Origin of the sequence: Streptomyces sp. NRRL S-1813 (assembly GCF_000719605.1) — a bacterium.
GTDB classification, from domain to species: domain Bacteria; phylum Actinomycetota; class Actinomycetes; order Streptomycetales; family Streptomycetaceae; genus Streptomyces; species Streptomyces decoyicus.
Map to the genome: position 1 here is coordinate 203,523 of NZ_JOHB01000010.1, position 23,216 is coordinate 226,738.

Consider the following 23,216-nt stretch of genomic DNA (forward strand, 5'->3'; position numbering starts at 1 on the left):
CCCGGTCCGAGCCCCGCGGGACCCGCCGGGAAGCGCTGCGGGACCGGCCGAACAGCGCCGTGGCAGGCCCTTTCGCGTAGCGTGAGGACGTGACCAGGCCCCCACGCCTCGAAGCCCTCGACGGCTCCCCCGAAGCCGCCCGCCGCCTCGCCCCCGTCGGCCGCCTCTGGTACGCCGCGTACGGCTCCAACATGCATCTCGACCGGCTGACCTGCTATCTGGCCGGCGGCCGCCCGCACGGCGGGCTGCGCACCTACCCCGGCTGCCGGGACCCCCGCCGCCCCGTGCGGACGACACCGGTCATACTGCCCGGTCTGCTGTACTTCGCCACCGAATCGCAGGTGTGGACCGGCGGCAGAGCCTTCTACGACCCGAGCCCCGGCCCCGCACCGGCCGACGGCGGTCCCGGCCGGCCGGGCGCGCAGGAACTGCCCGCTCGCGCCTACCTTCTGACGCTCTCCCAGTTCTCCGACATCGCCGCTCAGGAGATGTACCGGGAGCCCGGCGGGGATCTCGATCTGACGGAGGTCCTCACCCGTGGCAGGGCCCGGACCGGCCCCGGCCGGTACGAAACCCTGGTGTGTGCCGGGCTGCTGGACGGTTACCCGGTACTGACCTTCACGGCCCCGTGGAGCAGCCAGGACGCCACCGTGAACCCGCCCTCCGCGGCCTGTCTGCGGCACATCGCGGCCGGCATCGTCGCCTCCCACGGATGGAGCGCGCTCCGGGCCGCCGCCTATCTCGCCGGCTGCCCGGGGGCCGAGGAGCACTGGACCGCGGCGGAGATCGCGGCGCTGCTCACCGACCCGCCCGACCCGCCGTGACCGGCGCGCGCTCCCGGATCGCGGTACCCGGCGCGCACCGGCCCGGCCCCCCGCCGGGCCCCGCGCGAGGGGCGGCGTGCGTTCATTGGTCTACCTCCGTGTGACGTCGGGATCGCCAAGTTGCCGACCGGAGAGGGCAGTTTGATCAATGCTGGGAGATCCCGGCCCCTGGCTTCGTGAGCGCGGCAGGGTACTCCGCAGAGTGCGGGAGGGCACCGGGTCGCCCTGGTGCCCTCCCGCACTGCGAAACAAGCGAAAACACGTGGCTTGGCGTTCACCACCAGCACCGGCGGGAGCGGGCCCTTGTTCTGGGCCGGCTGCGGCTTGGGAGCGGCCGGCCATCCCTGGCAGCCGACGATCATGTCTAGTGCCTGGGCGTTGTAGCGGGCCTGCGGGTGGGCGGATGTGGCTTGTTGCAGCAGGGCGCGGTAGTCGGCGTAGTCACGCAGGCGGAAGTCGAAGTCGCGGCAGACCACCGAGCGCCAGGCGAGCTCCGGGGTGTCGTCGATCCAGGACACCTTTCCCTTGCCGCTCTGGAGCGCGGCCAGTTGCTCGGCGGTGGTCTGCGGGTTCCACTTGTTCAGGTAGCTGCTGAGGAAGCCGGCCAGCTGGTCGGCGGTCACCTTCTTGCGCGTGGGGCCGTGCGGACCGGGATCCACCAGCGTGCCGTTGTCGGCACGAGTGAAGAGCTGGCGGACAACGGCCTTCACTTCCTTGCCCTTGAGAGCGCAGGAGGCGTCCTTGGAGCACCAGTTCGCCAGTTGCTGCACCGCGTCATCGGCGGCGGCAGTGCCTTCCATGAGGAAGCGCTGGGCATCAGGGCGTGCGGGATCCATGGCGCTGTCGAGCGCCAGCGCCCGCAGGTGATGCGGGTAGAGGCCGGCGTAGCGCCGGCCGATGAGCGTGCCGTACGAGTGGCATTCCGGCAAGGTGGAGGGGGCCTGTTGCCGCAGGCAGGCTCGACACCGAACCCTCCATCGCCTCGGCCACCTCAGCGCGTCGGTGCCCCCATCCGCCTCGCGCCCCGATCCCCCACGTCACCCGTCAGGGCGGTCTCGGTCGAACTCGGCTCCTGTCAAAGGAAAGGCAGTTCGATTTCAAGGTCGCTTCATCGCGCCCCTTGGCGTCGTCTTGTTCCGAATGCTCGGTTACGGCAGCGGCTTCCGTCAGGATGTCGCGCGAAACCGCGTACGCCGAGGCAAGGGGTCCCGGAATGAGAAAGATCGTCTTGTCCATGTCGGTGTCCCTTGACGGCTTCATCGAGGGACCGGACCGCCAGATCGACTGGCACCTGGTCGACGACGAGCTGCACCGCTACGTCAACGAGCAGCTCAGGACGATGGGCGCCTTCATGAGCGGCCGGGTCACCCATGAACTCATGGCGGAGTTCTGGCCTACCGCCGAAGCCGACCCGTCATGTACCGGCCCGATGGCCGAGTTTGCCGGGATCTGGCGGGACAAGCCCAAGATCGTGTTCTCCCGGACCCTGGAGCGGGCCGACTGGAACACCATCATCATGCGGGACGTCGTTCCCGAGGAGATCCGGGCGCTCAAGGCGCAGCCGGGCGGCGACCTCGCACTCGGTGGCGCCGATCTCGCCGCGGCCTTCATGCAGCACGACCTGGTCGACGAGTACCGCATCTACGTCCATCCGGTCCTCATCGGCCGGGGCAAACCCCTCTTCGGGCCCTCGGACACCAGGACCGATCTCCGGCTCGCCGGTACCCGGACCTTCGGCAACGGCGTCGTTCTCCTCCACTACCGGCGCGCCGGGGACTCCGCCACGGGGTGATCTGCGCGGAGCGGGGTGTGGCCCTGTCGCCGAAAGGGGTGCGGCCCGCCGGGCCCGGAAGGCATCGACGCGGTCCCGGGTCCGCACCGGGCTTCCGCTCCCCCTCCCCGCACCGTCACGGCAGATCGAGCAGGCCGGGCAGACCGGCGAAGGAATCGAGCACCTGGTCCGGTGTGCCCTCGGCCGCCCGGTGTGTCTCCGGCAGATATTTGCCGGTCCTGACGAGCACCCCGGTGATCCCGAAGCGCTGGGCCGCCAGGACGTCGGACTCGATGTCGTCGCCCACCATCAGCGCTTCCGCGGCCGGCACGCCGAGGTGCGCCAGGGCGGTGGCGAAGAACGCCTGTGCCGGTTTGCCGGTGACCGTCGCCTCGACACCGGCGGCCCGCTCCAGCCCCGGCAGAAAGGCGCCGGTGTCCAGATCGAGCCCGTCCGCCGTACGCCAGTACAGATTGCGGTGCATGGCGACCAGCCGGGCACCGCGCTGGAGACACCGGAAGGCGGAATTGAGCGCCGGATAGCTGAAGGCTTCGCCCGCACCACCGAAAACGATCACGTCCGGCGCGCCCCGGTCCTCGTCGTCCGCCCCCTCCCCCACGATCTCCACCCCCGCCAGATCCTCGCGGACATCACCGGTGTTGATCAGTCGGCAGCGGGCGTTCGGATGGTGTTCCCGCAGGTAGGCGGCGGTGACGGCGGGCGCGGTCAGAATGTCGTCGACACCGACGGGAAACTCCTCTCCGGCCAGCCGCTCGGCGACCGCGGCGCGGGTCCGCGAGGTGGTGTTGGTGACCAGCACCAGCGGGATTCCCGCGGCGCGCAGCCGCTCCATGGCCTCCACGGCGCCCGGCAGCGCCTTCCAGGACACGGTGAGCACGCCGTCGATATCGATCAGGACCGCTCCGATTCCCTTCATACGCCGACGGTAACGACGGTCGGCCGGGGACGGGCCGAGGGCCGGGCCACCCGGAGCCCGAGTTGCGAAGCGTCCGCGGATGGGGTTACTTCGAAGTGAGGTGTGGACGCAGCTCCCGTCTCCCCTGGCTAGGGGGTGCACACTGTGCTGTTCACTGACCGCGCGGACGCGGGGCAGCGCCTCGCCGAGGCGCTACAGCACCTGCGGGGAGAAGAGCCGATCGTGCTGGGACTGCCTCGTGGCGGGGTCCCGGTGGCCTTTCATGTGGCCCGGGCGCTCCAGGCGCCGCTCGATGTGATCGTGGTCCGCAAGCTGGGCGTTCCCTACCAGCGCGAACTCGGATTCGGCGCCATCGGCGAAGGCGGCGTACGGGTGATCAGCGACGACATCGTCCGGCGCGGCCGGCTCGAACAGGCGGACCTGGCATCCGTGGAGCACGCCGAGGCGGCGGAACTCGCACGGCAGGCGGAGCGCTTCCGCGCCGGGCGCCCACGGCTCGACCTGGCCGGACGGACGGCGATCGTCGTGGACGACGGGATCGCCACCGGCGCGACCGCGGCGGCGGCCTGCGAGGTGGTGCGCGCCCACGGCGCTGCCCGTGTGGTGCTCGCCGTACCCGTGGCGCCACCGGACGCGGCCGAGCGGCTGCGCGCCTCCACAGATGAATTCGTCTGCCTCTCCACCCCGTTCGCCTTTTCCGCCGTCGGCGAGTGGTACCGGGACTTCTCCCAGACCCCGGACGACGAGGTCGTCTCGCTGCTGGCGCAGGCCGCGGCCGGCCCCGGGCCGGCTGCCCCCGCGTCGTCCGCCGCACCCTCGGACGGGGCGGACAGGGCGGACGATGCGGACGGGAGAGACGTGGAGGAAGAGGTGGCGATCGACGCCGCCGGGGTCCGGCTCACCGGGGACCTCACCGTGCCGGCGGGCGCCGGGGCGGTGGTGATGTTCGCTCACGGCTCGGGCAGCAGCAGGCGCAGTCCGCGCAACCGCCGGGTCGCCACGGCCCTGAACCAGGCGGGCCTGGGCACCCTGCTCTTCGACCTGCTCACCCCGGCGGAGGAAGCCAACCGGGCGAATGTCTTCGACATCGAGACCCTCGCCGACCGGCTGACGGACGCCACCGGCTGGCTGCGCGGCCGTGTCGCCGGCCCGATCGGCTACTTCGGCGCCAGCACCGGAGCCGCGGCGGCGCTACGGGCCGCCGCCTCTCCCGACGCGGACATCGGTGCGGTGGTCTCCCGCGGCGGCCGCCCCGACCTCGCCGGACCAATGCTCCCCGGGGTACAGGCGCCGACGCTGCTCATCGTGGGCGGCAACGATCCCCAGGTCCTCGACCTCAACCGCGAGGCCGAGGCGGCCCTGCGCTGTGAGACCCGTCTGGAAATCGTCCCCGGCGCCACCCATCTCTTCGAGGAGCGCGGCGCCCTCCAGCAGGTGGCCGACCTCGCCCGGGAATGGTTCATCAGCCACTTGGTGACGCCGGCGTAGCGGATGTTTTCCGGCCCGGCCCCTGATCGGGCCCTGCTCTTGACACGTCCTAAGGGCTTGCAGGGAAGCAACACCTTGATTCCCTGCAAGCCCTTAGTCGATGGTGATCTCGCCCATCGCACTCCATCCGTCCGCACCCTCGATGGTGGTGCTGACAATGTCCGGGGTACGGCGCAGCAGCGGGCGCATCGTCTCGATTCCGGCGCGGAAGTGGTCGGAATTGACGTGCGCTTCGGCGGCGTCGTCCTTGAATGCCTCGACCAGGACATAAGTGTCCGGCTCTTCGATGCTCCGGGACCATTCGAACCACAGGTTGCCGGGCTCGGCGCGGGTGGCGCTGGTGAAGGCCGCTACGTGCTGCGGCCACTCTTCGACGTACTCGGGTTTCACGGGGAACTTGACGACAATAAAGATCATCCATCGAGTCTAAGGGCTGTCCCATGTCGTCGGTCGTCACCCCGGGGCAGGCGTGCGACGGTCACGCGGTGGGCGCGGAGCGCGGAGCGTCACGGGCCCTTCCTCACGCGCCGTCCCCCGTATCGGGCTCGGCCGCCGAAGGACGGTTCAACGACTTGACCAGCAGCACTCCCGCCACGATCAGCGCGATGCCCAGCCACGTCGGCCCCGCGTTGAAGGCGAGCACCACAATGCCGACCGGGGTCAGATAGCCCGCCGGCGGAAGGAGCAGGCTGCTGAGCGGTGGTTCCGGCGGGCCGGGCAGACCGCGATCCCGCAAGGAATGCGCACGCACGACCTCCGGATACCACCGGGTGAACTGGAGCGCGACGATGAAGGCCGCGATTTGGATGATCCAACCCGTCCACAGGTTGTTGGCATCGTGCAGTACGAGGTCGCCATAGGCACCCGCAATTGCTGCCACCCCGAATGCGGCGCCCCACACACCCGTGATGCGATAATTGGTCCGCTGAAAACTGGGGTTGTTCCAGCCGGCCCGACCAGCACCGGCATCGCGATCCATGGCGTCATGCCGATGACGGGGCTGTCGAGCAGCCGCGACGGCCGTCCCTCGGCGGCGGTCTCCGACCGGCCGGACGCCATGGCAACAGCCCCTCTCCTGGGGAACTCCTCTCCACGCCAGACGTCGGCAACAGCTCCCTCTACTCGGGCGCCGGACGGTGCGGAGGCGGGCAGAACCGGTACGCAGACCATCGCCTCGGGGGCCGTGCCACCGTGGTCAGGGCCGGCAGCCCGGCACGCTGTGGCGCGGGCCTACGGGCCGTCACTGGGAACGGCCTCACCCTGTGGGGCAAGGCCGGCAAGACCGGTGACCAGTACGGCTGTTCCTCGGCCGTGTTCGCCACCGGCGATCAACAGCGGCGTGCGGTCTTCTCGTTCAGCCCGACCCGGCCGGACACGCCGACGTGGACGCCGCTGTGGGCTCCTCGCCTCCGCTGACAGCGGTACGCGAGAAGCCCACAAGAACCCCATCGGTGAGGTCAGGTCACCGTCCTGCGCTCAGGACTGCGGCCGCTTGCCGTGGTTGGCACCGTTCTTGCGACGGGCCTTCTTCTTACGACGGCGCTTCGATGACATGGCGTCTCCCTTCCTCGGAGTTTCAGCGATGCTTTTCGCCGAATTTCTACCACTTCACAACGGTATCTCGCCCGGCGATCACGAAGCCGCGTACCCAGCCCGCAGGGCGCCCACCCCCTCCCGGGTTGTGAGTCACCCCACGGACGTGTGGTCCGGGCCCGTTCGTCACGACACTACAGATCGGCTTCCTCACCGAGGTACAGCCCGGCGAACGCCTTCGCCGCGGACTCGGAGCCCAGCAGGCGCCGCAGCCGTGCCGAGGCCGTGCCCGCCTGGAACCGGTCACCGGAAGAGGCGCCGTGCAGCACATAGGAGAGCCACTGCGAGAACTCCAGGTACTGCCATACCCGCCGCAGACACGCCTGCGAATAGCCATCGAGGCCGCTGTCATCGCCCTGGTAGTGCGCGATCAGCGCCTCGCCGAGCAGCAGTGCGTCATGGATCGCGAGGTTCATGCCCTTCGCGGCGATGGGCGCGACCAGATGTGCCGAGTCGCCCGCCAGGTAGACCCGGCCGTACGCCATCGGCTCCACCACGTAGTCGTGCATGTCCAGGACCACCCGCTCGATCAGCGGACCTTCGGTCAGCGGTGGGGCGCCGGCGGCGCCGAGCCGGGTGTGCAACTCGTCCCAGACCTGCCGGTGCGACCAGTTCCCGGCGTCCTCGCCGGGCCCGACCTGGAGGTAGTAGCGGGTGACCTGGGGGCTACGAGCCATTTGCGCGCCAAATCCGCGCTCATGGATACCGAAGACCACACCGTCGGCGGACGGCGGCGCCTCCGCGAGGAGGGCGAGCCAGGCGACGCCGTGGTCATGGCGGGTGAGGAGCGCCCGGTCGGCGGGTATGGCCTCCCGGCTCACCCCGCGCGCGCCGTCACAGCCCGCGATGAAGTCGCACTCGATCCGGTGCCGGTCGCCGGTGTCGGGGTCGGTGTAGGACACCGCCGGCCGGTCGCCGTCGATGTCGTGCAGCCGCACCTCGTGTACGCCGAAGCGCGCCTCGCCGCCCGCGTGGTCCACGTAGGACGCCACAAGGTCGGTGACCAACAGCGGCTGTGGATAGACGAAGTGACGTCGGCCCACCAGCTCCGCCGTCCGCACGATGTGCCGCTCGCCGTCGAACCGGAACTCGAACTCCCCCTGTGTGGCGGCCCGTTCGCGCAGCCGGTCGGCCAGCCCGTGCCGGGCCAGCGCATCCACCGCCCACTCCTCCATGAACCCGGCGCGCGGCCGCTGCTCGATGAACTCCCTGCTCTCCGCTTCCAGCAGCACGCAGTCGACTCCTGCGGCATGCAGCAGATTTGCCACGGTGAGCCCGGCGGTCCCGGCCCCGACGATGGCAACGCGGGTGCGCGTCGGGGGGAGGGAGGGGGTGGAGGACACGTCGCGGGGTTCCCTTCGGAGTGCTCGGAAAGATCGCACGCAGTATGGCGGTCCACGGAGACGGGCGGCCCGGCGCCCCGGCGGTCCCACCGGCGCGGGCGGACCGGCGACTCCCTGGAAGGCGGCCCGGTCCACTATGCGAGCCGAGGCCGCTTCCGCGGTTCACCCGGCATTTTCCGTCGCCCCTCCCGGTCGGCCGCCCGATGCGGGACGGGCACGAGGGTGTCCCGTGCCCACCCCAGCCGGTCGTCTTCTCGGCGGAGCGATGGGTGCCGAGCGGCCACGGCACGTCGTGTCCGCCGGTCGGGTCCGCCGTGCCCGTCGGGTCCGCCGGGCGAGGAGGGCGTCGCAGGTGTAAGGAGGAAGTATGAGCGTCCGGCGCGGTCTCCCCCCTCTCGACAGGGCCTGGAGCGTGAACCACGGGTTGATCGCCATCCCGCTCGCGATCATCGCGGTGATCACCGTGATCGACATCCACACCCCGACGAGCATCCACCTGGGCCCGTTCCTGGTCGCGGCGCCCGCGCTCACCGCTTCGTTCGCCGGTGCCGGAATCACCGGCTCCGTCGGAGCACTGGCCGTGGTGGCCCAGATCGTCATCGGCCATCTGCACGGCGGCTTGCTGATGCCGAACCACCAGGCACAGATCGCCGCCCTCGTCGTGATCTCCGTGTTCGTCACGGCCTTCCGCTACGTCCGTGACCGGCATGAACGGAAGTTGAGCCAGGTACGGTCGGTGGCCGTCGCGGCCCAGCAGGTTCTGCTGCGGCCACTGCCCGAACGGGTCGGAGTGCTGCGGATCGCGTCCGCGTACATCTCGGCGGAGGCCGAGGCGCAGATCGGGGGTGATCTGTTCGCGACGGTGCCCGCCCCGGACGCGACCCGGCTGGTCATCGGTGACGTCCGCGGCAAGGGCCTGTCCGCCATCGGGGAGGCGGCGGTGCTGATCGGGGCCTTCCGGGGGTCGGCCTACCGGAACCTCTCACTGCCCGGCATCGTGGCGCACCTGGGCAACTCCGTGTACTGGAAGAACACGGCCGACCCCACCGACGGCGGTCCGGAACCGGAGGAGTCGTTCGTGACCGCTGTGGTGGTCGATGTCCACCACGACGACCCTTTCCTCAACATGGTGAACTGCGGGCATCCTCCGCCACTGCTGTTGCGCCACGACAAGGTCCAGGTGCTCGAAGTGAGCGAACCCGCCCTCCCGCTGGGCCTCACCGCCCCGTTGGAGAGCGACTACCGGGAGGAGACGTTCCGGTTCGAGCCCGGCGCTCTCCTGCTGCTCCACACCGACGGCGTCATCGAGGCCCGGGACCGCGCCGGCCGGTTCTACCCCCTGATCGACCGGCTGACCGCCTGGCACGAGACCGATCCGGCGGCCCTGGTACGGCGGCTGCGCGACGATCTGCTCCGCTACACCGGCGGGAACCTGGGCGACGACGCGGCCGTGATCGCGATCACCCGTTCGTCGTGAGGCAGGGGCCGGGCGGCGGCCCCGTCGTCAGCGCACTCAACGGCCACGCCTTCGCGCTCTTCCCTCACCGCCGCGGCACCGGCCGGCCCCGGCGAGCGGCCCGGTCGCCCGTGCGAGGGCGCCGGACCGCCGGCCGGTTCATCGCGGGTCCGGCCTACGCACTGCCCGTGAGGCTGGCGAACACCACCACGTTGTCGGGGTAGTAGTGCTGTCCCGCGTTGTACTGGCCGCCGCAGGTGATCAGGCGCAGTCCGGCGTGATCGAGGTTCTTGTAGACCTCGACCGTGGGGAACTTGTTCTTCGGGTACTGGGCGACGCGGTCGACGGTGAACTTCGCCGTCTTCCCGTCCTGCCGGGCGACCTCGATGGTGTCACCGGCCTTCATCGTCGAGATCTTCTCGAACACCGACGGCTTGCCGTTCCAGGAGACATGGCCGGCGATCACGGCCGGTCCCTGGGAGCCGGGCGTCGGCCCCGGCTGGTACCAGCCCGCCTTGTCGGGATCACGGGGGGTCTCCATGGCTCCGCCCTTCTTCTGCCCCAGCGTCTCCAGCGTGGAGGAGACCTGGAGCGACGGGATGGAGAGCCGCGCCGGAGCCGACTTCGGCATACTGGCGGCAGCCCGGCCCCCCGAGCCTGCGTCCGGCGCCTCGTCATGGGACGATTCCCCGCCCTGCTGCCCCGCGGGGAGCTGCTGGGGCGGTGCCGCTTCCTGCCCTCCGCACCCGGCGACGAGCACGGTCGCCAATGCCGCGGCGATCGCACAGCCGGCGACGCGAAGGCCCCGGCGGCGTACGGTGATCACGGTGTCCTCGCTCCGGCGGCTCACGCGGCACTCCCGTTGCTCCCGGCCCGTCCGGCGGCGAGCACGCTCTTCCGCCGCCGCGCAACGGCCAGCGCACCGGTCACCGCCACGAAGGCGACGCCTCCGGCGCCCATCACCGCCACCGGAACCCCCTTCTCCTCGGAAGGCCCGGTCCCCGTCTCGACCCCGCCGACCGGAATGGACCCCACCGCGGCACCCAGGACCTCTCCGCAGTTGGTCGGAGCGGTGGCCTCCTGGGGAAGCTTGGGATCGAGTTCGCTCTTGCCCGCCCCCTCGAAGTCGTACTTCTTGTTGTTGTTGCGGTCGATGCCGTGCTGCACGATGTGCAGGTCCTTGATGTGGTCGACCACCGCCTGGGAGACCGGAATCGTGCGCTCGTAGGAGACCTTGCCCTGCGCGTTCGCCACGGGCATGCGGTCGACGGCGAGGCCGCTCATCATGTCCGTGGGCCCCTTGGTGGTGAGCGAGATGTTGATGTTGCCGTAGTCGACCGTGGCTTCGGTGTTGTTGAGGACGCCGTCGCCGTTGGTGTCGTCGCTCGCGTCCGGGCAGTGGAAGTCATGGCCGTCGGTGGAGCCGTGGAGGTGCTGGGCGGAGGGCTGTCCGGGCACGAGGCCCTCGGACTCGATCTTCACGGTCAGCTGGTTGCCCTTGAGGCTGAGCATCGCCGTGCCCTTGGAACCGGAGTCGTTCAACTGCGCCAGATTGATCTGGAACGCGCCGGTGCCCTCGGCGACGGCCTGGGACGAGGCGCCCACGGTGAGGGCCAGGGCTGCGGGCAGAGCGACGAGTACGGCGAGGCGGCTGGTGCGCTTGGCTATCACGTTCGTTCCTTTTCCGGCGGCCTCCGCGGGGAGGAAGGGGGGACCGCACGTCGTCCGGGTTCGAAAGCGACACCTCGGCGAGGCATCGACCGTTATTCGGAGCCGCAACGCCCGCGGATTGGTGGCGGAGGAAAAAATTTCCGGCGGACTTCTCCGAGGCCCTCCGGGAGGGCGTCCGCACTGGTCCGCGGCCTCCCCGCCCGCGCCGAACCGCCGCCTCCTGCCTGCGTCGCGAACCTCGAGCGCGGCCCCGACGCGCCTCGACCGCCCTGCGGTTGCCCACACGGAGCCAGCACACAACCTTCACTCGGTCTCGGCTGTCACACCGGTGCCAGTAGTCACCCACCCCGGAGTCCGAACGTGAAGCGCACCGCCGCCACCGCCCTCACCGCGCTCGTCCTGGCCGCCGCCCTCACCGCGTGCAGCAGCGACGACAACACCGACGCGGCACCCAAGAAGAAGCCAAGGCCCACCACGGCGCCAAGTGCCTCCTCCCCCAAGGCCGTTGCGGACGCCCAAGCCGCCGCAGGCATCCCGCCCGAGCCGAATGCCGCCATGAAGCTCGGATACCTCCGCGCCCTGACCGGCATCGACCCGGACATCGTCCACGGCAAGGAAGACAAGGCTGTCGACCGCGGGCGCAACCAGTGCCAGACGATCCACAACTTCCCCAAGGACAAGCCCCAGCAGGCCAAAATGGCGGAGATGCGGTTCACCTCGCCCAGCCACCCCGAGCGGTTCGGCAAGGCCAAGGCCGCACAGATCGTAGAGGCCGTCCACACGAACCTCTGCCCCAAGTTCTGACCCCAGGTCACCCGGGCAGCCGCGCACGCGTACGGCGATGACGGCAGGCTCTCCGCCCGCAGATGAACCGCCGGGCGGAGAGGCCGCAGCCCTCCGGGCGAGCCCTGTTGCCCCGGCCCGGAAAGCACTTCCGCCCTCTCGCTCAAGAACGGGACACCGCCACCGATGAAACGTGGGGGTCAGCTCCCCTTGGGGTGTGGGTTGCCGAGGTAGGGAAACTCGTCCAGAAGATCGGTGTGCGGCTCGAGTCCGGTGGGAGGGATGTCGCCCTTCGAGAGGAAGGAGAGCCGGTGGTTGATGACGTCGTCGGTGAAGACGCGGCCATTGGGGTATTGCGCAGGCTTCGCGGGGTCAAACACCAGCATGTCGGGCAGGATGCGGTCGGCGTCGATCGCCGCGATCGCCTCTTCCCGGGTGTAGTTGCCGGTGTGCCCCATGAGGTGGACGAACTGATCGGTCCAGCGATCACGATCGTTCACCGGCTCACTGGCGTTGTACTCCTCCTTCGTCTCGTCGGTGTTGAAGAAGCTGCTGACCGAAGGATGGCCTGCCCGGTCGGCATGGACGAGCCGGCCGTTTTCCCGCACACTGCAACGGCCCCAGATGCGGATCTCGGGGCCGGCGCGGAGTTCACTCGTCGGCAGTTCCACCACCGTGGAGAACACGTTGGCTTCCGTGTTCGAGTCCACACCGGTCCACGGCGACTTGCCACCGAGATGAGGTGCGGTGAAATTTCTGCCGCCGGTGGTATCGAAGAGACCCTTGATCCCGTCGAAGTCGAAGAAGAAGGCGTCGCTACGACTGCCGGCGAAGAACGTGTACGGACCGGAGGTGACGCGGTTCGCCACGGTGCCGAACGACACCTCGGCGTCCGTGACGACCTGCTGTCCGACGGCTTCGACCGAGCGGGCCTCCTCGCCTTTCGCCATGAAGACACTGAATGTCTGACGGCCGTCTCGCGGCGGAGAAAAGACGTAGCTGATCGCCAAATCGGCGAGACAGTCCCCGTCATTGTCGATGTTGAGGCGGTAGATGGCGTCAGGGTGCAGAGCGTCGGCATTCGGGTTCGCGTTGAGGATCAGCACCGTCCTCGTCGAGTCGGTGGGTGACTGGAACGCGTAGAGGTCACAGAGGTCGAGCCGTTGGTCCCCGAGCGGTGCGCCGAGATTGAGACCGGTGAAGTGATTCGACATCCTGCATGTCCTTTCGCTGGTGAGAGGCATACCGCCAGGCGGGGTCAGGATCTGGCGCCGGGGAACACGGGTGACCTGCCCCCTGCCGAGAAAGGACTATCAGGGATGATCCAGATATTGGAGCACAAAAGCCGCATGATCGATCCGATTCGCGGCTTGGCACGCTTCGTTCACCTGCGGCCGGGCTCGGCTCAAGGACCACCGTTTGTGACGCCGACGCGACAGCGGCTGTCTAGAGCGAGGGCTTCCGTTCGTCGGCTTTGAGACCGCGGAGTGTCCACAGGCCGTACAGAGCCAGCAGCGGTTTGACGACCATCCACTCACCAGGGCGGTAGTCATCCGCGCGCACGAGCCTCTCGGCAAGATCAGGGCGCTGGCGCCGCAAGTACGCGCGGGCCTTGAGCGCGTGAGCCGGCTGGGAGACGATCTTGATGCGGTCGACGTCCTCAAGCAGTGGGATCACGTTCGTGATGTTCTCCCATGTCGTGCCGCTCTGGTCTTCGAGGAGCACTGTGCCGTCGAACGCGAGCACCGACGTCGCGTAGTCAGACATCAGCTGGGCCTCCGCGGCGCCACCGGTGGTCGCACCGCCGCTGAAGATCACGCGAGTGCCACTCGCACTGTCAGCGGCGAGGGAGCGAATTCCCGCACGGACTCGCCAGCGGTTGATGAAGTTCGCCGTCGCTTGAGGGTTCCGGTAGCCCAACACGACCACGGCCTCGGCGGTGCCCCCGCTGTTCCCCACGAGAGCTCGAGACCAGCGCCAGTTCCACCACTCGCCCCAGGCCAGGGCAGCAGCCCCCGCCATCGCCAGCCCTGTCCTTCGTCGCATGCGGCGACTCTAAGGGCTGTCCGCAAATGATTCCGGTGTTGGGCGAGTTCCGAGTCCCCCGACAGGGCGCCGGACGTGCGCGTACCCGACCGGGCCACCCTGGGGCGGGACAAGGCGTACTCGTCACGCCCCAACCGCCGTCTCCTGCGGCGGTGGAGCCACCCCGCCGAAGGTGGCTCCACCGCCGCAGCCGGGCGGGTCTTTACTTGTGGGCGCTGATCACACCGCCGTTGCTGAGCACGATGTACACGCCGTTGGCGTCGACACCGACGTCGTGCTGGTTCGTCTCCAGCGTGGCAGCCACGCCGTCGTGGCCGATGATCTGCGCGCGGTACCGCAGCTCGCCGGTCTTCGTGACCTTGGCCGTCCAGCCGCCCGCGAGCTTGAACGTGCCCGGTCCCTGGTGTCCGCCGCCCATCCAGGAATGCACCTGGCCGCCCATCGTGAGCACGACGAACATGTCGTTGGCGTCGAGCCCGGCGTCGGCGTCCTGCCCCGTCGTCTCCATCGTGGCCAGGACCGAACCGCGGGCGACGATCTTGGCACGGTAGCGCTGGTCGCCGATCTTGTAGATCTCGGCCTTGCTGATGCCGTCCGCCAGGGGCTGGGTGCGGACCGGGGATGCCGCCTTGCCACCGCCGGTAGCCTGCGCGCTGCCCGACTGCTTGCCCGCAGCGCCCGCCTTGGTCTCGACCTTGGCGTCGGCCTTGGCACCGGAGCCCGCCTGGCCATCGGAGCCCTGCGCTCCGGCGGAGGAGCCGGCGCCACCGGACTCGGCAGCCGCCATGCCCTTGTCCGTGCGGCCCGCGGACTTCGCATCGGCGGCGTCCGAGCCGGAGCAGGCGGTCAGGGTGAGACCGGCGGCCGCGGCCAGGGCCACAGCGGCAACGCGCAGGGTGCGGCGACGAGCGGTGCGGGCAGTGGTGGTGGAGCTCATGTGGGGTTCCCCTGGGGCAGTCGGTGTCGTTGGCTCTTCGGTACGTCACCCACTCTGGTCTGGGCCACTATCGAGAAGCTGCCGCTCCGCTAACGTCCGGCTAACAGGGTGTGAGCAGGGGAAAGACGCCAAGAAGAACCCGAAGAACCTGGCGCGGCCGCCCAGTTGGGAAACACGCGGCCGCTTGCCGGAACCAGGGGCATCCGACAGGCCCGAAAAGGGTGAGTTCAGCGGCCGGGACCGTCCGGGGCGAGGTGGTGGAGAGCCTCGGCAGCATGGCCTGCACCTGGTGGCAGGCCGCCAAGAAGACACCGACGCCCAGGCCCAGCAGGCCCATCACCGCGAACGCATGCCACAAATGGCTGCGGGTCAGCGCGAACAGCGCCAGCGCCACCAGCACGGCCGTGCCCCCGGCTGCCAGCACCGCCGCCGGCGCGAGCCGCACGCGCAGCGGCCGCACCAGCTTGCCACCGACGAACCCCAGCACGGAGAACGGCACCAGCACCAGGCCCGCGACGAAGACGTCGGCGCCGAACCCGTAACCGGCCGACGCCGGCGTCTGCACGTACCGGGTCACCAGGGTCAGCAGCAGGTACATGCCGATGCCGCCGAGCAGCATGACAGCGTTGGCCCCCGCCACCGCGGGATTGCGCAGCAGTGCGAGATCCACCAGCGGCGCGGCGCACCGGCGTTCACGGCGCGCCCAGGTGCCGATCAGCGCAGCGGCGATCACCAGGAGCGCACGCCAGCAACCGCCCGGAGGACGTACGGATGCCGCCGCTGGTGGTCATTGGTTCGCCTCGGTGTCCCGGTGCGAGAAGAGGGGCGCACCCGCATGCAGCGCGTCACACGCTTCAGCCGTGGCCTCCCCCTCGACATGGTGCTCTTCGCCGGGCGCCACCATCCGGCGCAGCAGTTCTGCGTTCCCGGGCGGGTGAGGCGCATGAGGTGCCGGCAGCGGCGCTTTCGGTTCGGGCATGAACTCCCCCTAGTGCTTCGATTTTCAAATCACTGGAGAGAGCGTAGTGTTTCTGAAATCGAATCACCAGCCCGCGTGGAGAGGGTAACCGGCTCGCTCCCCCCGGGTGGACGAAAGCTCCACTGCTCGGCTGCCCGGGTTCCTTCGCACGCGGCGCCCCCTGGCAATCCGGTCTGGCAACCGATCAGAAGTGCGGAAAGAGGAAAGCAGTGGACTTCCCCGTAACAGCCGCTCGCCGTGCCGTCACCCTGGCGCTTGCGGAGGACGGCTCCCACGACGACATCACCACCCGCTGGAGCGTGCCCGCGGGGCTGCGCGCAGAGGGCGAGATCATCGCCAGACAGCCCGGCGTCGCCAGCGGCCTGCCCCTCGTGTCCGAGGTCTTCCGCCAGCGCGATCCCGAGGTTGTCGTGGACGAACTGATCCCGGAAGGGACTTTCGTCCAGCCGGGCCAGGCGGTGATCCGCCTCAACGGTGAGGCACGCACCCTGATCACGGGAGAGCGCACCGCGCTGAACTTCCTCCAACGCTGCTGCGGCATAGCCACTTTGACGAAGCGGTATGTCGACCTGGTCGCCGACTTGGGTGTGCAGGTGCTCGACACCCGTAAGACGGCCCCTGGCCTGCGCGCCCTCGACAAATACGCCGTTACCTCCGGAGGCGGCAGCAGTCACCGGCTCGATCTCGCGGCCATGGTGCTGCTGAAGGAGAACCACATCGCAGCCGCCGGCGGCATCACCGCGGCGATCAACGCGGTGCGCGCCGGAATGGCCGCCGAGGACCGCAGCGCACTCATCGATGTCGAGGTGGAGACCGTCGCGCAAGCCGTGGAAGCGCTGCACGCAGGCGCGCCCTGGATCATGCTCGACAACATGACGGTCGCCGAGATCGGGCAGGTCGTCCAGGCCCGGGAGGACATTGCCCCGGGCCGCGGAGTCGTCCTGGAAGCCTCTGGCGGCGTCACCCCCGAACTGCTGCGGCCGATCGCCGAGGCCGGCGTGGACAAGGTCTCCGTCGGGGCCCTCACCCACAGCGCCCCAGGACTGGACCTGAGCATGCTGCTGACCAGGACGGCAGGCGCCTGACCGCCTCGTCACCGATGCCCTCGAAGGGGGAAAAGCGCGAAGCGGCGGCGCACCGCTGTAGCGACTGCGGTGCGCGCGCGGGGAGCCGACAGCGTCAGGAGGTCCGCGTCCGCCTCGTGAGGGCCGCGGCATCCGCGGCGATGTCCGCCACGATGCGGCCCGCCGGGGCGACCTCGTGGACGAGCCCGGCGCTCTGGCCCGCGTAGAGGGCGAGCGCCTCCACGTCGCCCGACATGCCGGGTACGGGGGCCATGTCGTCGTAGCGCGACCAGTCCCGTCCGTCGGCGCTCCGGGCCACCACGGCCCCTTCGCCGGGACGGTTCGGCACGTCCGGCCGGCCCGCGGCCTCCCAGGCGCGGAGCGTGGAGTTGCGCAGTGCCCGATGCGGGGCGTTGGGCCAGCCGCCGTCGAAGCACCGTGTGTGCACCGCGTCCTGAGGCGCCGCCTGGATGACGGCTCGGCGCCCCGCACGTGGCCGCCCGCTTCATACCCCTGGGCCACGATCACGTCGACGCCCGCGGCAACGGCGCGTTCGGCCTCGGCGACGGAACCGACCGTGTGGAGGTGAAGGGCACCGGCCCACGTCAGCGCAAGAGTGCCAAGTCCGCCCGCCTCCGCGACCGCAACCACCAGCTCCGTGGTGACCGCGGACCCGATGGGCGCCTGCACCACGGGTACCTCGATACCCAGTTGCCGGCACAGAGGTGTGGTCAACGTCGTCATGCCGCCCTCCTCATGCAGGGTGCTTCGATTTTCGAAACGCCCTGCGATGTTAATGTTTCGCAAACCGAAACGCCAGGGGCTGTGGATCTGTACGAGCGCAGGAGGACCGCGATGGCCACACCGACACCAGGACGGCCGGTGCGTGGCTCGACCACCGGAAGCCCTCTCATGGCCGCGCTCGACCTGTTCGGCCGGCGATGGAGCCTGCGTGTGGTGTGGGAACTGCGCGAAGGCGCCCTGGGTTTCCGTGCCCTGCGCGAACGTTGCAGCAACATGTCCTCCAGCGTGCTGCGTCAACGCCTCGTCGAGCTGATCGAGGCACGCCTGGTGCACCAGACCCCGGACGGCCACTACGCCCTCACCGCGTTGGGACGAAAGGCTCACACAGCCCTCAGCCCCCTCGTCGACTGGTCCGTCGCCTGGGCCGCCGACCTTGCCGGGCATTCCGCCGACCACGACACCCCTACCACCGACGCCCCGGACACCCCCGGTGCCGCTCATCACCCGCCCGGTGAGGCAACCGGGACCTGAGCCGACCTTGAGTCGCGACGCGGCCCTGTTCGCTGGACCCGCCGGGCGACACGCCCCCCCAGGCCGAGCCTGCACGGTGACTGGTTCGGGCTCACAGCAGTAACACCGGCGACGGCAGGACCGTTCAGCACCGCGCCCCGGCACCCAAGGTGCCGGGGCGTTCTCCCGAGAAGCGATTCGGTACGCGGCCGTGGGCAGTGGTCGTGGCAGTGGTCGTGCCGGCTGTCCACGGCCGCGCTGCCGGCTCAGCGGACGTGCACCGTCACCACGTCAGAGGCGTGCAGGCGCACGGGTTTCTGGTCGTGCGGGCTGGTCAGGCCGTACAGCACCGCACGGAACTGCAAGTCGCCGCGGCGCGCGGACGTGCCGTGTGCAGTGACCCACGCGTCGCCCTCGGCCGCGGCGCTGCAATTCTCCTGGTGCCACCCTTCGCCGAAGCCCTTCTCCTCCAGACACAGCTGATGCAGGTATCCGGCGCTGTCATCGCCGCCGTGCGCCTTGACCGTGATGGTCTTGCCGACCTGCGCCGTGTGCGGCGCCGTGATGTCCACGCCGCCCTTGGCGAACGCCGGCCCGGCGGCCAGAGCCACCGAGGCCAGACCCAGCGTACCGATCACCGCCACACGGCCGCCCCGCGCCTTGACCCCGGTCTTCTTCGTCCTGGTCATGGACTTCCCTCCCATGGATCCCCCACCTGGTGAGACCCACCCCTTCGCGAAGGCGCCCGGTGCGCCTCGTCGACCATCCAGATGAGCCGGCCGCCCCGCGCGTTGCCCCTTGCCGGGCGCTTTTACGAATTCATGACATAACCCGCTACCTAGCGCTTGATCTCCGCAACGACTGTCAAATCACTTCTTGGTAGCAGTGGTTCGCCGACTTGAACGCTCCGATATCGCAAACAGCAAGTAGGAGGCTTCGTCCGGCGTTGGTGTGCGTCTTCCGTGTCATGGTGCCCGCGCGCACGGTCCGGGCCTGAAGTGTGGCGTCCCGCCACATGTGCGCCTGACCTGCACGTTCCTACGGTGTGGGGACGCGAAACGTCCCCGCCCCTCGTCAGGAAGTGGTGCCGATGTCCTCCCCCGCGACCGCTGCCCCACCACCCACCGACCTCAAGCGCATCGTCGCCGCGAGTCTGATCGGCACGACCATCGAGTGGTACGACTTCTTCCTCTATGGATCTGCCGCCGCGCTGGTGTTCAACAAGCTGTTCTTCCCCGGCTCCGATCCGCTGGTCGGGACCCTGTTGTCGCTTCTGACGTACGCGGTGGGCTTTGCGGCGCGGCCCATCGGGGCGTTGGTCTTCGGGCATTACGGGGACCGGCTGGGGCGTAAGAAGCTGCTGGTCCTGAGCCTGCTGATGATGGGCGGCGCGACGTTCGCGATCGGTCTGCTGCCGACGCATGCGACCGTCGGTACGGCGGCGCCGGTGCTGCTGACCGTGCTGCGGCTGGTCCAGGGGTTCGCGCTGGGCGGTGAGTGGGGCGGCGCGGTGCTGCTGGTGTCGGAGCACGGTGACGCACGGCGGCGCGGATTCTGGGCGTCCTGGCCGCAAACCGGTGCTCCCGCGGGCCAGTTGCTGGCCACCGGGGTGCTGTCGGCGCTGACGGCGCTGCTGTCGGATGCGGCGTTCACGTCCTGGGGGTGGCGGGTGCCGTTCCTGCTCTCGGGCGTGCTGGTGCTCGTGGGACTGTGGGTCCGGCTCTCGGTGGATGAATCACCGGTGTTCAAGGCCGCCTTGGCGCGTGCCGAGACCCGGCGGGCGGAGGGTTCCGCGGTGGAGAAGCTGCCGTTGGTGGCGGTGCTGAAGTACCACTGGCGGGATGTGCTGATCGCGATGGGGGCGCGGATGGCCGAGAACATCTCGTACTACGTGATCACGGCATTCGTGCTCGTCTATGCCACCTCGCACACCGGACTGTCCCAGCAGATCGCGCTGAACGCCGTGCTGATCGCTTCGGCGCTGCACTTCGCGGTCATCCCCGCCTGGGGCGCGCTCTCCGACCGGATCGGGCGCCGGCCGGTCTATCTGCTGGGCGCGGTCGGCGTCGCCGTCTGGGCGTTCCCGTTCTTCGCGCTGGTGGACTCCAGCCGGTTCGGGCCGCTGCTGCTCGCAGTGAGCGTCGGGCTGGTCTTCCACGGTGCGATGTACGCGCCGCAGGCGGCCTTCTTCGCGGAGATGTTCGCGACCCGGATGCGGTACTCGGGTGCGTCGATCGGCGCCCAGTTCGCCTCGGTCGCGGCCGGCGCGCCCGCCCCGCTGATCGCGACCGCGCTGCTCGCCGACTACGACAGCCCGACGCCGATCGCCCTGTACGTCATCGCCGCCGCGCTGCTGACGCTGCTTGCGGTCGGGGTGGCCCGGGAGACGCGCAACCGGGATCTCGACGCGGTGGACGGGACGGCGGTGGACGGGACGGCGGTGGACGGGACGGCGACGGCCGGTGCGGTCCGCAAGACGGGAGCGGCGGAGGGCGGGGCGTCGCCGGCCCTCCCGTCCTGAGAGACCTGCGGAACCTGATGTACGGCGGGGGCGTGGCGGGCCCGGGGACGCTCCGGGAGACGGGGCAGCAGGTCCGCCACGCCCCCGCCGGGCGTCAGGCGCGGTCCTTGTTCTTGAGGGAGTCCTTCATCCCCTGGACGTTCTCCTTGGCGTTGCCCATCGCGTTCTTGGCCTTGCCCTTGGCCTCGTCCGTACGGCCTTCGCTCTTCAGGCGCTCGTCGCCCATGGCCTTGCCGGCCTTCTGCTTGGCCTTGCCCTTCATCTTGTCCATAGCGCCTTTGTCACCCATGAGGAACTCCTTTTGTCCGGTGGGAGGGAGAAAGCTTCGGCTCCACGCTGCCGCAGGTCGCGGTGGCGCGCACCCGGAGGCGGCTACCGGTACCCGCCGGTCCGTGGGCACGGAGCGGAGCACGGATCCCGGCTACGCGCCGGTATCGCGCGCCACGGCCGAGGAGAGTTGATGCAGCCGCAGCGCCAGCTGGATCTCCAGGGCGCGTGCCGGGGTCTGCCAGTCGGGGCCCAGCAGCCGGCTCACCCGTTCCAGGCGCTGGGCGACGGTGTTCACATGGACGTGCAGCGCGTCCTTGGTGCGGGCCGGACTCATGCCGCAGGCGAAGTAGGCCCCCAGGGTGCGCAGCAGCTCCGTACCGCGGCGGGCGTCGTAGTCGGTGACCACCCCGAGGGTGCGGTGGACGAAGCCGTCCACATCGCGGGTGTCGGCCAGCAGCAGTCCGAGGAAGCCGAAGTCGGCGGCGGCCGCACCGTGGCCTGCGCGGCCCAGCACCCGCAGGGCCTCCCGGCAGCGCCGGGCCTCCGCGTAGGCGTCCGCGACCGCCGCGGGACGGGCGGCCGGGGCCGGGACCGGGGCCGAGGCGCCGACCGTGACGGGGAGGTGCAGCGCGGCACCCAGCCGGGCGGCGATCTCGCGGGCGGTGTGCGCCGGGTCGCCGCCGGGGCCGAGCGGCAGCAGCAGGACGGCGCCGCCGTCCCGTACGGCCGCCAGTCCATGGCGGGTCGCGGCGAGATGGGAGGCCGCCGACCACAGGCGGCGGCGGTCGGTGCCGTGAGGGTGGGCGTCGGGGCCGGGCGCCGCTCCGTCGTCGGATATCGGGGCTCCGTGGGCCGGCGCCGAACCGTCGATCCGGGCCGCCAGGACGATGTGCGGCGCACCGAGGTCCGCGCCGACCCGGGCCGCGCGTTCACCGAGCAGGCGGGGGTCACGGTCGGCGGCGTTCAGAAGGTCGTCCAACAGCTCGCCGCGTACGCGCTGTTCGGCCTCCCCCGCGGTCCGCCGGGCGAGCAGGAGCAGGGAGGTGACCATGGCGGCCCGCTCCAGGGTGCGCTGGTCGACCGGGTCGAGGGCCGGGTGACCGCGCAGTACGAGGGCGCCCAGGACCTCACCGCCCGCCCCGACCGCCGCGACCCACTCGGCGCCGTCCCGTACGGCGTGGCCGTCGGCGCGGGAGCGGTCCAGTGCCGCGGCCGGTGCCCGGCCTGGCTCGGTGAACTCGACCTCGCCGTGCAGGACTTCCGCCACTGCGTCCGCCACGTCCTGGACCCCGCCGCCGCGCAGTACCAGTTCGGTCAGCCGGTCGTGGATGTCCGAGGCGCGCTCGATGACCGAGCTGCGGTCACCGATGATCTCGTTGGCCGCCTCCAGTTCGGTGAGCGTCTTACGGGTCTCGGCGAGGAGGTTGGCGGTGTCGATGGCGACGGCGGCATGCGCCGCGTGGGCGGCGAGCAGGGCGATCTGGCCGCGTTCGAAGACCCGCTCGCGGCGGTCGGCGGCGAAGAGCACGCCGATCACGCCGCTGCCGAGCATCAAGGGCACGCCGAGGATCGCCACCAGACCCTCGTCATGGACGCCCGAGTCGATGGTGCGGGTGTGCCGGAACCGCTCGTCGTGGAAGTAGCTGTCGGTGACATACGGGCGGGCGGTCTGCGCGACCAGCCCGCCCAGGCCTTCGCCCATGCCGAGCCGCAATTGCTGGAACCGCGCGGAGACCGAGCCGTCGGTGACCCGCATATAGGTGTCGCCGGCGGCGGGGTCGTGGAGGGTGAGGTAGGCGACCTCGGTGCCCAGGAGGGAGCGGGCCCGGCGCACGATCGCGCGCAGCACCGCGTCGAGGTCGCGCAGCCCGGCCAGGTCGTGTGCGGTGGCGTAGAGCGCGGACAGTTCGGCCTCGCGGCGCCGGCGGCCCTCCAGCTCGGTGCGTACCCGCAGCGCGAGGAGCTTGGCCCGCTCCAGTGCGGCGAGCCGGCCGGCGTCGGCGCCCTCGGCGCGGGCGCGCAGCACCGGCCGCTCGTACTCCTCCGCGGCGGCGCCCGCGGCCAGCAGCCCGAGGAAGGGGTTCTCGGCCGGGTCGTGGGCGGGGGTGCCCTCCCGGCCGGGGGTGCCCTCCCGGCCGGAGGCGTCCTCCCGGCCGGGGGCGGGCGCACCGGCCGGGACGGCCTCCCGGTCGTACGGAGCGGGCGTCGGCAGGGGCACGTCCACGGGCTCGGGATCCGGCTCGGGCGTGGGCTGATCGGTGGGCATGGTCACAGGCATA

26 protein-coding genes are annotated in these 23,216 nt (G+C 70.4%); 8 read left to right on the plus strand and 18 right to left on the minus strand.

Going from position 1 to position 23,216, the window contains the following annotated elements; genetic code table 11:
* Positions 1 to 89: 89 nt before the first annotated feature.
* Positions 90 to 824: a hypothetical protein gene (locus tag IF67_RS0117620; protein ID WP_030986699.1), complete on the plus strand. Its 735-nt coding sequence runs from the start codon at positions 90 to 92 to the stop codon at positions 822 to 824.
* On the opposite strand, the gene IF67_RS40345 is transcribed toward IF67_RS0117620, so the two are convergent.
* Together IF67_RS40345 and IF67_RS44270 are read right to left on the minus strand one after the other, a co-directional pair.
* Positions 737 to 1,753, minus strand: coding sequence for an alpha/beta fold hydrolase (locus IF67_RS40345; RefSeq protein ID WP_051818184.1), 1,017 nt, complete (start codon positions 1,751 to 1,753; stop codon positions 737 to 739). The genes IF67_RS0117620 and IF67_RS40345 overlap by 88 nt on opposite strands.
* A gap of 115 nt (positions 1,754 to 1,868) precedes the next feature.
* On the minus strand, positions 1,869 to 2,060 hold the full coding sequence (locus tag IF67_RS44270) for a hypothetical protein (protein WP_199812743.1): 192 nt from the start codon (positions 2,058 to 2,060) through the stop codon (positions 1,869 to 1,871).
* On the opposite strand from IF67_RS44270, the gene IF67_RS0117630 reads away from it, so the two are divergent.
* Positions 2,038 to 2,616: a dihydrofolate reductase family protein gene (locus tag IF67_RS0117630; RefSeq protein WP_030986703.1), complete on the plus strand. Its 579-nt coding sequence runs from the start codon at positions 2,038 to 2,040 to the stop codon at positions 2,614 to 2,616. The genes IF67_RS44270 and IF67_RS0117630 overlap by 23 nt on opposite strands.
* A 115-nt stretch (positions 2,617 to 2,731) precedes the next feature.
* Here IF67_RS0117630 and IF67_RS0117635 read toward each other — a convergent pair whose 3' ends face one another.
* Positions 2,732 to 3,532: a TIGR01458 family HAD-type hydrolase gene (locus IF67_RS0117635; RefSeq protein WP_030986704.1), complete on the minus strand. Its 801-nt coding sequence runs from the start codon at positions 3,530 to 3,532 to the stop codon at positions 2,732 to 2,734.
* Positions 3,533 to 3,676: 144 nt separating this feature from the next.
* Between IF67_RS0117635 and IF67_RS0117640 the strand changes: the two genes are divergently transcribed.
* On the plus strand, positions 3,677 to 5,020 hold the full coding sequence (locus IF67_RS0117640; RefSeq protein WP_030986706.1) for a phosphoribosyltransferase: 1,344 nt from the start codon (positions 3,677 to 3,679) through the stop codon (positions 5,018 to 5,020).
* A 93-nt stretch (positions 5,021 to 5,113) separates the two neighbouring features.
* Here the strand turns inward: IF67_RS0117640 and IF67_RS0117645 are convergent, their stop codons facing one another.
* The 4 genes from IF67_RS0117645 to IF67_RS0117655 form a co-directional block, all read right to left on the minus strand.
* Positions 5,114 to 5,437, minus strand: coding sequence for a putative quinol monooxygenase (locus IF67_RS0117645; protein ID WP_030986708.1), 324 nt, complete (start codon positions 5,435 to 5,437; stop codon positions 5,114 to 5,116).
* A 103-nt stretch (positions 5,438 to 5,540) separates the two neighbouring features.
* Positions 5,541 to 5,999, minus strand: coding sequence for a hypothetical protein (locus IF67_RS0117650; protein WP_234341163.1), 459 nt, complete (start codon positions 5,997 to 5,999; stop codon positions 5,541 to 5,543).
* A 497-nt stretch (positions 6,000 to 6,496) separates the two neighbouring features.
* Positions 6,497 to 6,574: a 50S ribosomal protein bL37 gene (locus tag IF67_RS46290; protein WP_370454205.1), complete on the minus strand. Its 78-nt coding sequence runs from the start codon at positions 6,572 to 6,574 to the stop codon at positions 6,497 to 6,499.
* A 173-nt stretch (positions 6,575 to 6,747) separates the two neighbouring features.
* Positions 6,748 to 7,956, minus strand: a complete 1,209-nt coding sequence (locus tag IF67_RS0117655) for a 4-hydroxybenzoate 3-monooxygenase (protein ID WP_030986711.1) — start codon at positions 7,954 to 7,956, stop codon at positions 6,748 to 6,750.
* A 367-nt stretch (positions 7,957 to 8,323) separates the two neighbouring features.
* Here IF67_RS0117655 and IF67_RS0117660 point away from each other — a divergent pair, with 367 nt between their 5' ends.
* Positions 8,324 to 9,433 (plus strand): PP2C family protein-serine/threonine phosphatase, encoded by a 1,110-nt coding sequence (locus IF67_RS0117660; RefSeq protein ID WP_030986713.1) that lies wholly within the window; start codon positions 8,324 to 8,326, stop codon positions 9,431 to 9,433.
* A 154-nt stretch (positions 9,434 to 9,587) separates the two neighbouring features.
* Here the strand turns inward: IF67_RS0117660 and IF67_RS0117665 are convergent, their stop codons facing one another.
* Both IF67_RS0117665 and IF67_RS0117670 read right to left on the minus strand, forming a co-directional pair.
* Positions 9,588 to 10,262, minus strand: coding sequence for a class F sortase (locus IF67_RS0117665; RefSeq protein WP_030986714.1), 675 nt, complete (start codon positions 10,260 to 10,262; stop codon positions 9,588 to 9,590).
* Entirely contained in the window at positions 10,259 to 11,083 is an 825-nt protein-coding gene (locus tag IF67_RS0117670) for a hypothetical protein (RefSeq protein WP_030986716.1), read from the minus strand. The genes IF67_RS0117665 and IF67_RS0117670 overlap by 4 nt, the downstream gene beginning before the upstream one ends.
* A 360-nt stretch (positions 11,084 to 11,443) precedes the next feature.
* On the opposite strand from IF67_RS0117670, the gene IF67_RS0117675 reads away from it, so the two are divergent.
* The gene (locus IF67_RS0117675) at positions 11,444 to 11,887 is read left to right on the plus strand and encodes a hypothetical protein (RefSeq protein WP_030986717.1); all 444 of its coding nucleotides are present in this window, start codon (positions 11,444 to 11,446) and stop codon (positions 11,885 to 11,887) included.
* Between the two features lie 179 nt (positions 11,888 to 12,066).
* On the opposite strand, the gene IF67_RS0117680 is transcribed toward IF67_RS0117675, so the two are convergent.
* The 5 genes from IF67_RS0117680 to IF67_RS43775 all read right to left on the minus strand — a co-directional run bounded on the left by IF67_RS0117680 (position 12,067) and on the right by IF67_RS43775 (position 15,828).
* Positions 12,067 to 13,080 carry a DUF4331 family protein gene (locus tag IF67_RS0117680; protein WP_030986719.1) on the minus strand — a complete coding sequence of 338 codons (1,014 nt, stop codon included), beginning with the start codon at positions 13,078 to 13,080 and terminating at the stop codon, positions 12,067 to 12,069.
* A 232-nt stretch (positions 13,081 to 13,312) separates the two neighbouring features.
* Positions 13,313 to 13,912 (minus strand): YdcF family protein, encoded by a 600-nt coding sequence (locus IF67_RS0117685; protein ID WP_030986721.1) that lies wholly within the window; start codon positions 13,910 to 13,912, stop codon positions 13,313 to 13,315.
* 202 nt (positions 13,913 to 14,114) lie between these two features.
* A complete protein-coding gene (locus tag IF67_RS0117690; protein ID WP_030986723.1) occupies positions 14,115 to 14,849 on the minus strand; it encodes a hypothetical protein in 735 nt (244 codons plus the stop codon).
* Positions 14,850 to 14,949: 100 nt separating this feature from the next.
* On the minus strand, positions 14,950 to 15,582 hold the full coding sequence (locus IF67_RS39280; protein WP_030986724.1) for a hypothetical protein: 633 nt from the start codon (positions 15,580 to 15,582) through the stop codon (positions 14,950 to 14,952).
* 54 nt (positions 15,583 to 15,636) lie between these two features.
* Positions 15,637 to 15,828 carry a hypothetical protein gene (locus IF67_RS43775; RefSeq protein WP_158713110.1) on the minus strand — a complete coding sequence of 64 codons (192 nt, stop codon included), beginning with the start codon at positions 15,826 to 15,828 and terminating at the stop codon, positions 15,637 to 15,639.
* Between the two features lie 209 nt (positions 15,829 to 16,037).
* Here IF67_RS43775 and nadC point away from each other — a divergent pair, with 209 nt between their 5' ends.
* Positions 16,038 to 16,913 carry a carboxylating nicotinate-nucleotide diphosphorylase gene (nadC, locus tag IF67_RS0117700; RefSeq protein WP_051818189.1) on the plus strand — a complete coding sequence of 292 codons (876 nt, stop codon included), beginning with the start codon at positions 16,038 to 16,040 and terminating at the stop codon, positions 16,911 to 16,913.
* Between the two features lie 94 nt (positions 16,914 to 17,007).
* Here the strand turns inward: nadC and IF67_RS44975 are convergent, their stop codons facing one another.
* The gene (locus IF67_RS44975) at positions 17,008 to 17,340 is read right to left on the minus strand and encodes a hypothetical protein (protein WP_051818191.1); all 333 of its coding nucleotides are present in this window, start codon (positions 17,338 to 17,340) and stop codon (positions 17,008 to 17,010) included.
* Positions 17,341 to 17,747: 407 nt separating this feature from the next.
* On the opposite strand from IF67_RS44975, the gene IF67_RS39290 reads away from it, so the two are divergent.
* Positions 17,748 to 18,167, plus strand: coding sequence for a winged helix-turn-helix transcriptional regulator (locus IF67_RS39290; protein WP_078889482.1), 420 nt, complete (start codon positions 17,748 to 17,750; stop codon positions 18,165 to 18,167).
* A gap of 245 nt (positions 18,168 to 18,412) precedes the next feature.
* Here IF67_RS39290 and IF67_RS0117715 read toward each other — a convergent pair whose 3' ends face one another.
* Complete coding sequence (locus IF67_RS0117715; protein WP_030986730.1) at positions 18,413 to 18,835, minus strand: hypothetical protein; 423 nt, start codon at positions 18,833 to 18,835, stop codon at positions 18,413 to 18,415.
* 401 nt (positions 18,836 to 19,236) lie between these two features.
* On the opposite strand from IF67_RS0117715, the gene IF67_RS0117720 reads away from it, so the two are divergent.
* On the plus strand, positions 19,237 to 20,667 hold the full coding sequence (locus IF67_RS0117720; protein WP_051818194.1) for an MFS transporter: 1,431 nt from the start codon (positions 19,237 to 19,239) through the stop codon (positions 20,665 to 20,667).
* A gap of 94 nt (positions 20,668 to 20,761) precedes the next feature.
* Here the strand turns inward: IF67_RS0117720 and IF67_RS0117725 are convergent, their stop codons facing one another.
* Together IF67_RS0117725 and IF67_RS0117730 are read right to left on the minus strand one after the other, a co-directional pair.
* On the minus strand, positions 20,762 to 20,956 hold the full coding sequence (locus IF67_RS0117725) for a CsbD family protein (protein WP_030986733.1): 195 nt from the start codon (positions 20,954 to 20,956) through the stop codon (positions 20,762 to 20,764).
* A 132-nt stretch (positions 20,957 to 21,088) separates the two neighbouring features.
* Positions 21,089 to 23,203: a helix-turn-helix domain-containing protein gene (locus IF67_RS0117730; RefSeq protein WP_234341164.1), complete on the minus strand. Its 2,115-nt coding sequence runs from the start codon at positions 23,201 to 23,203 to the stop codon at positions 21,089 to 21,091.
* Positions 23,204 to 23,216 lie beyond the last annotated feature (13 nt).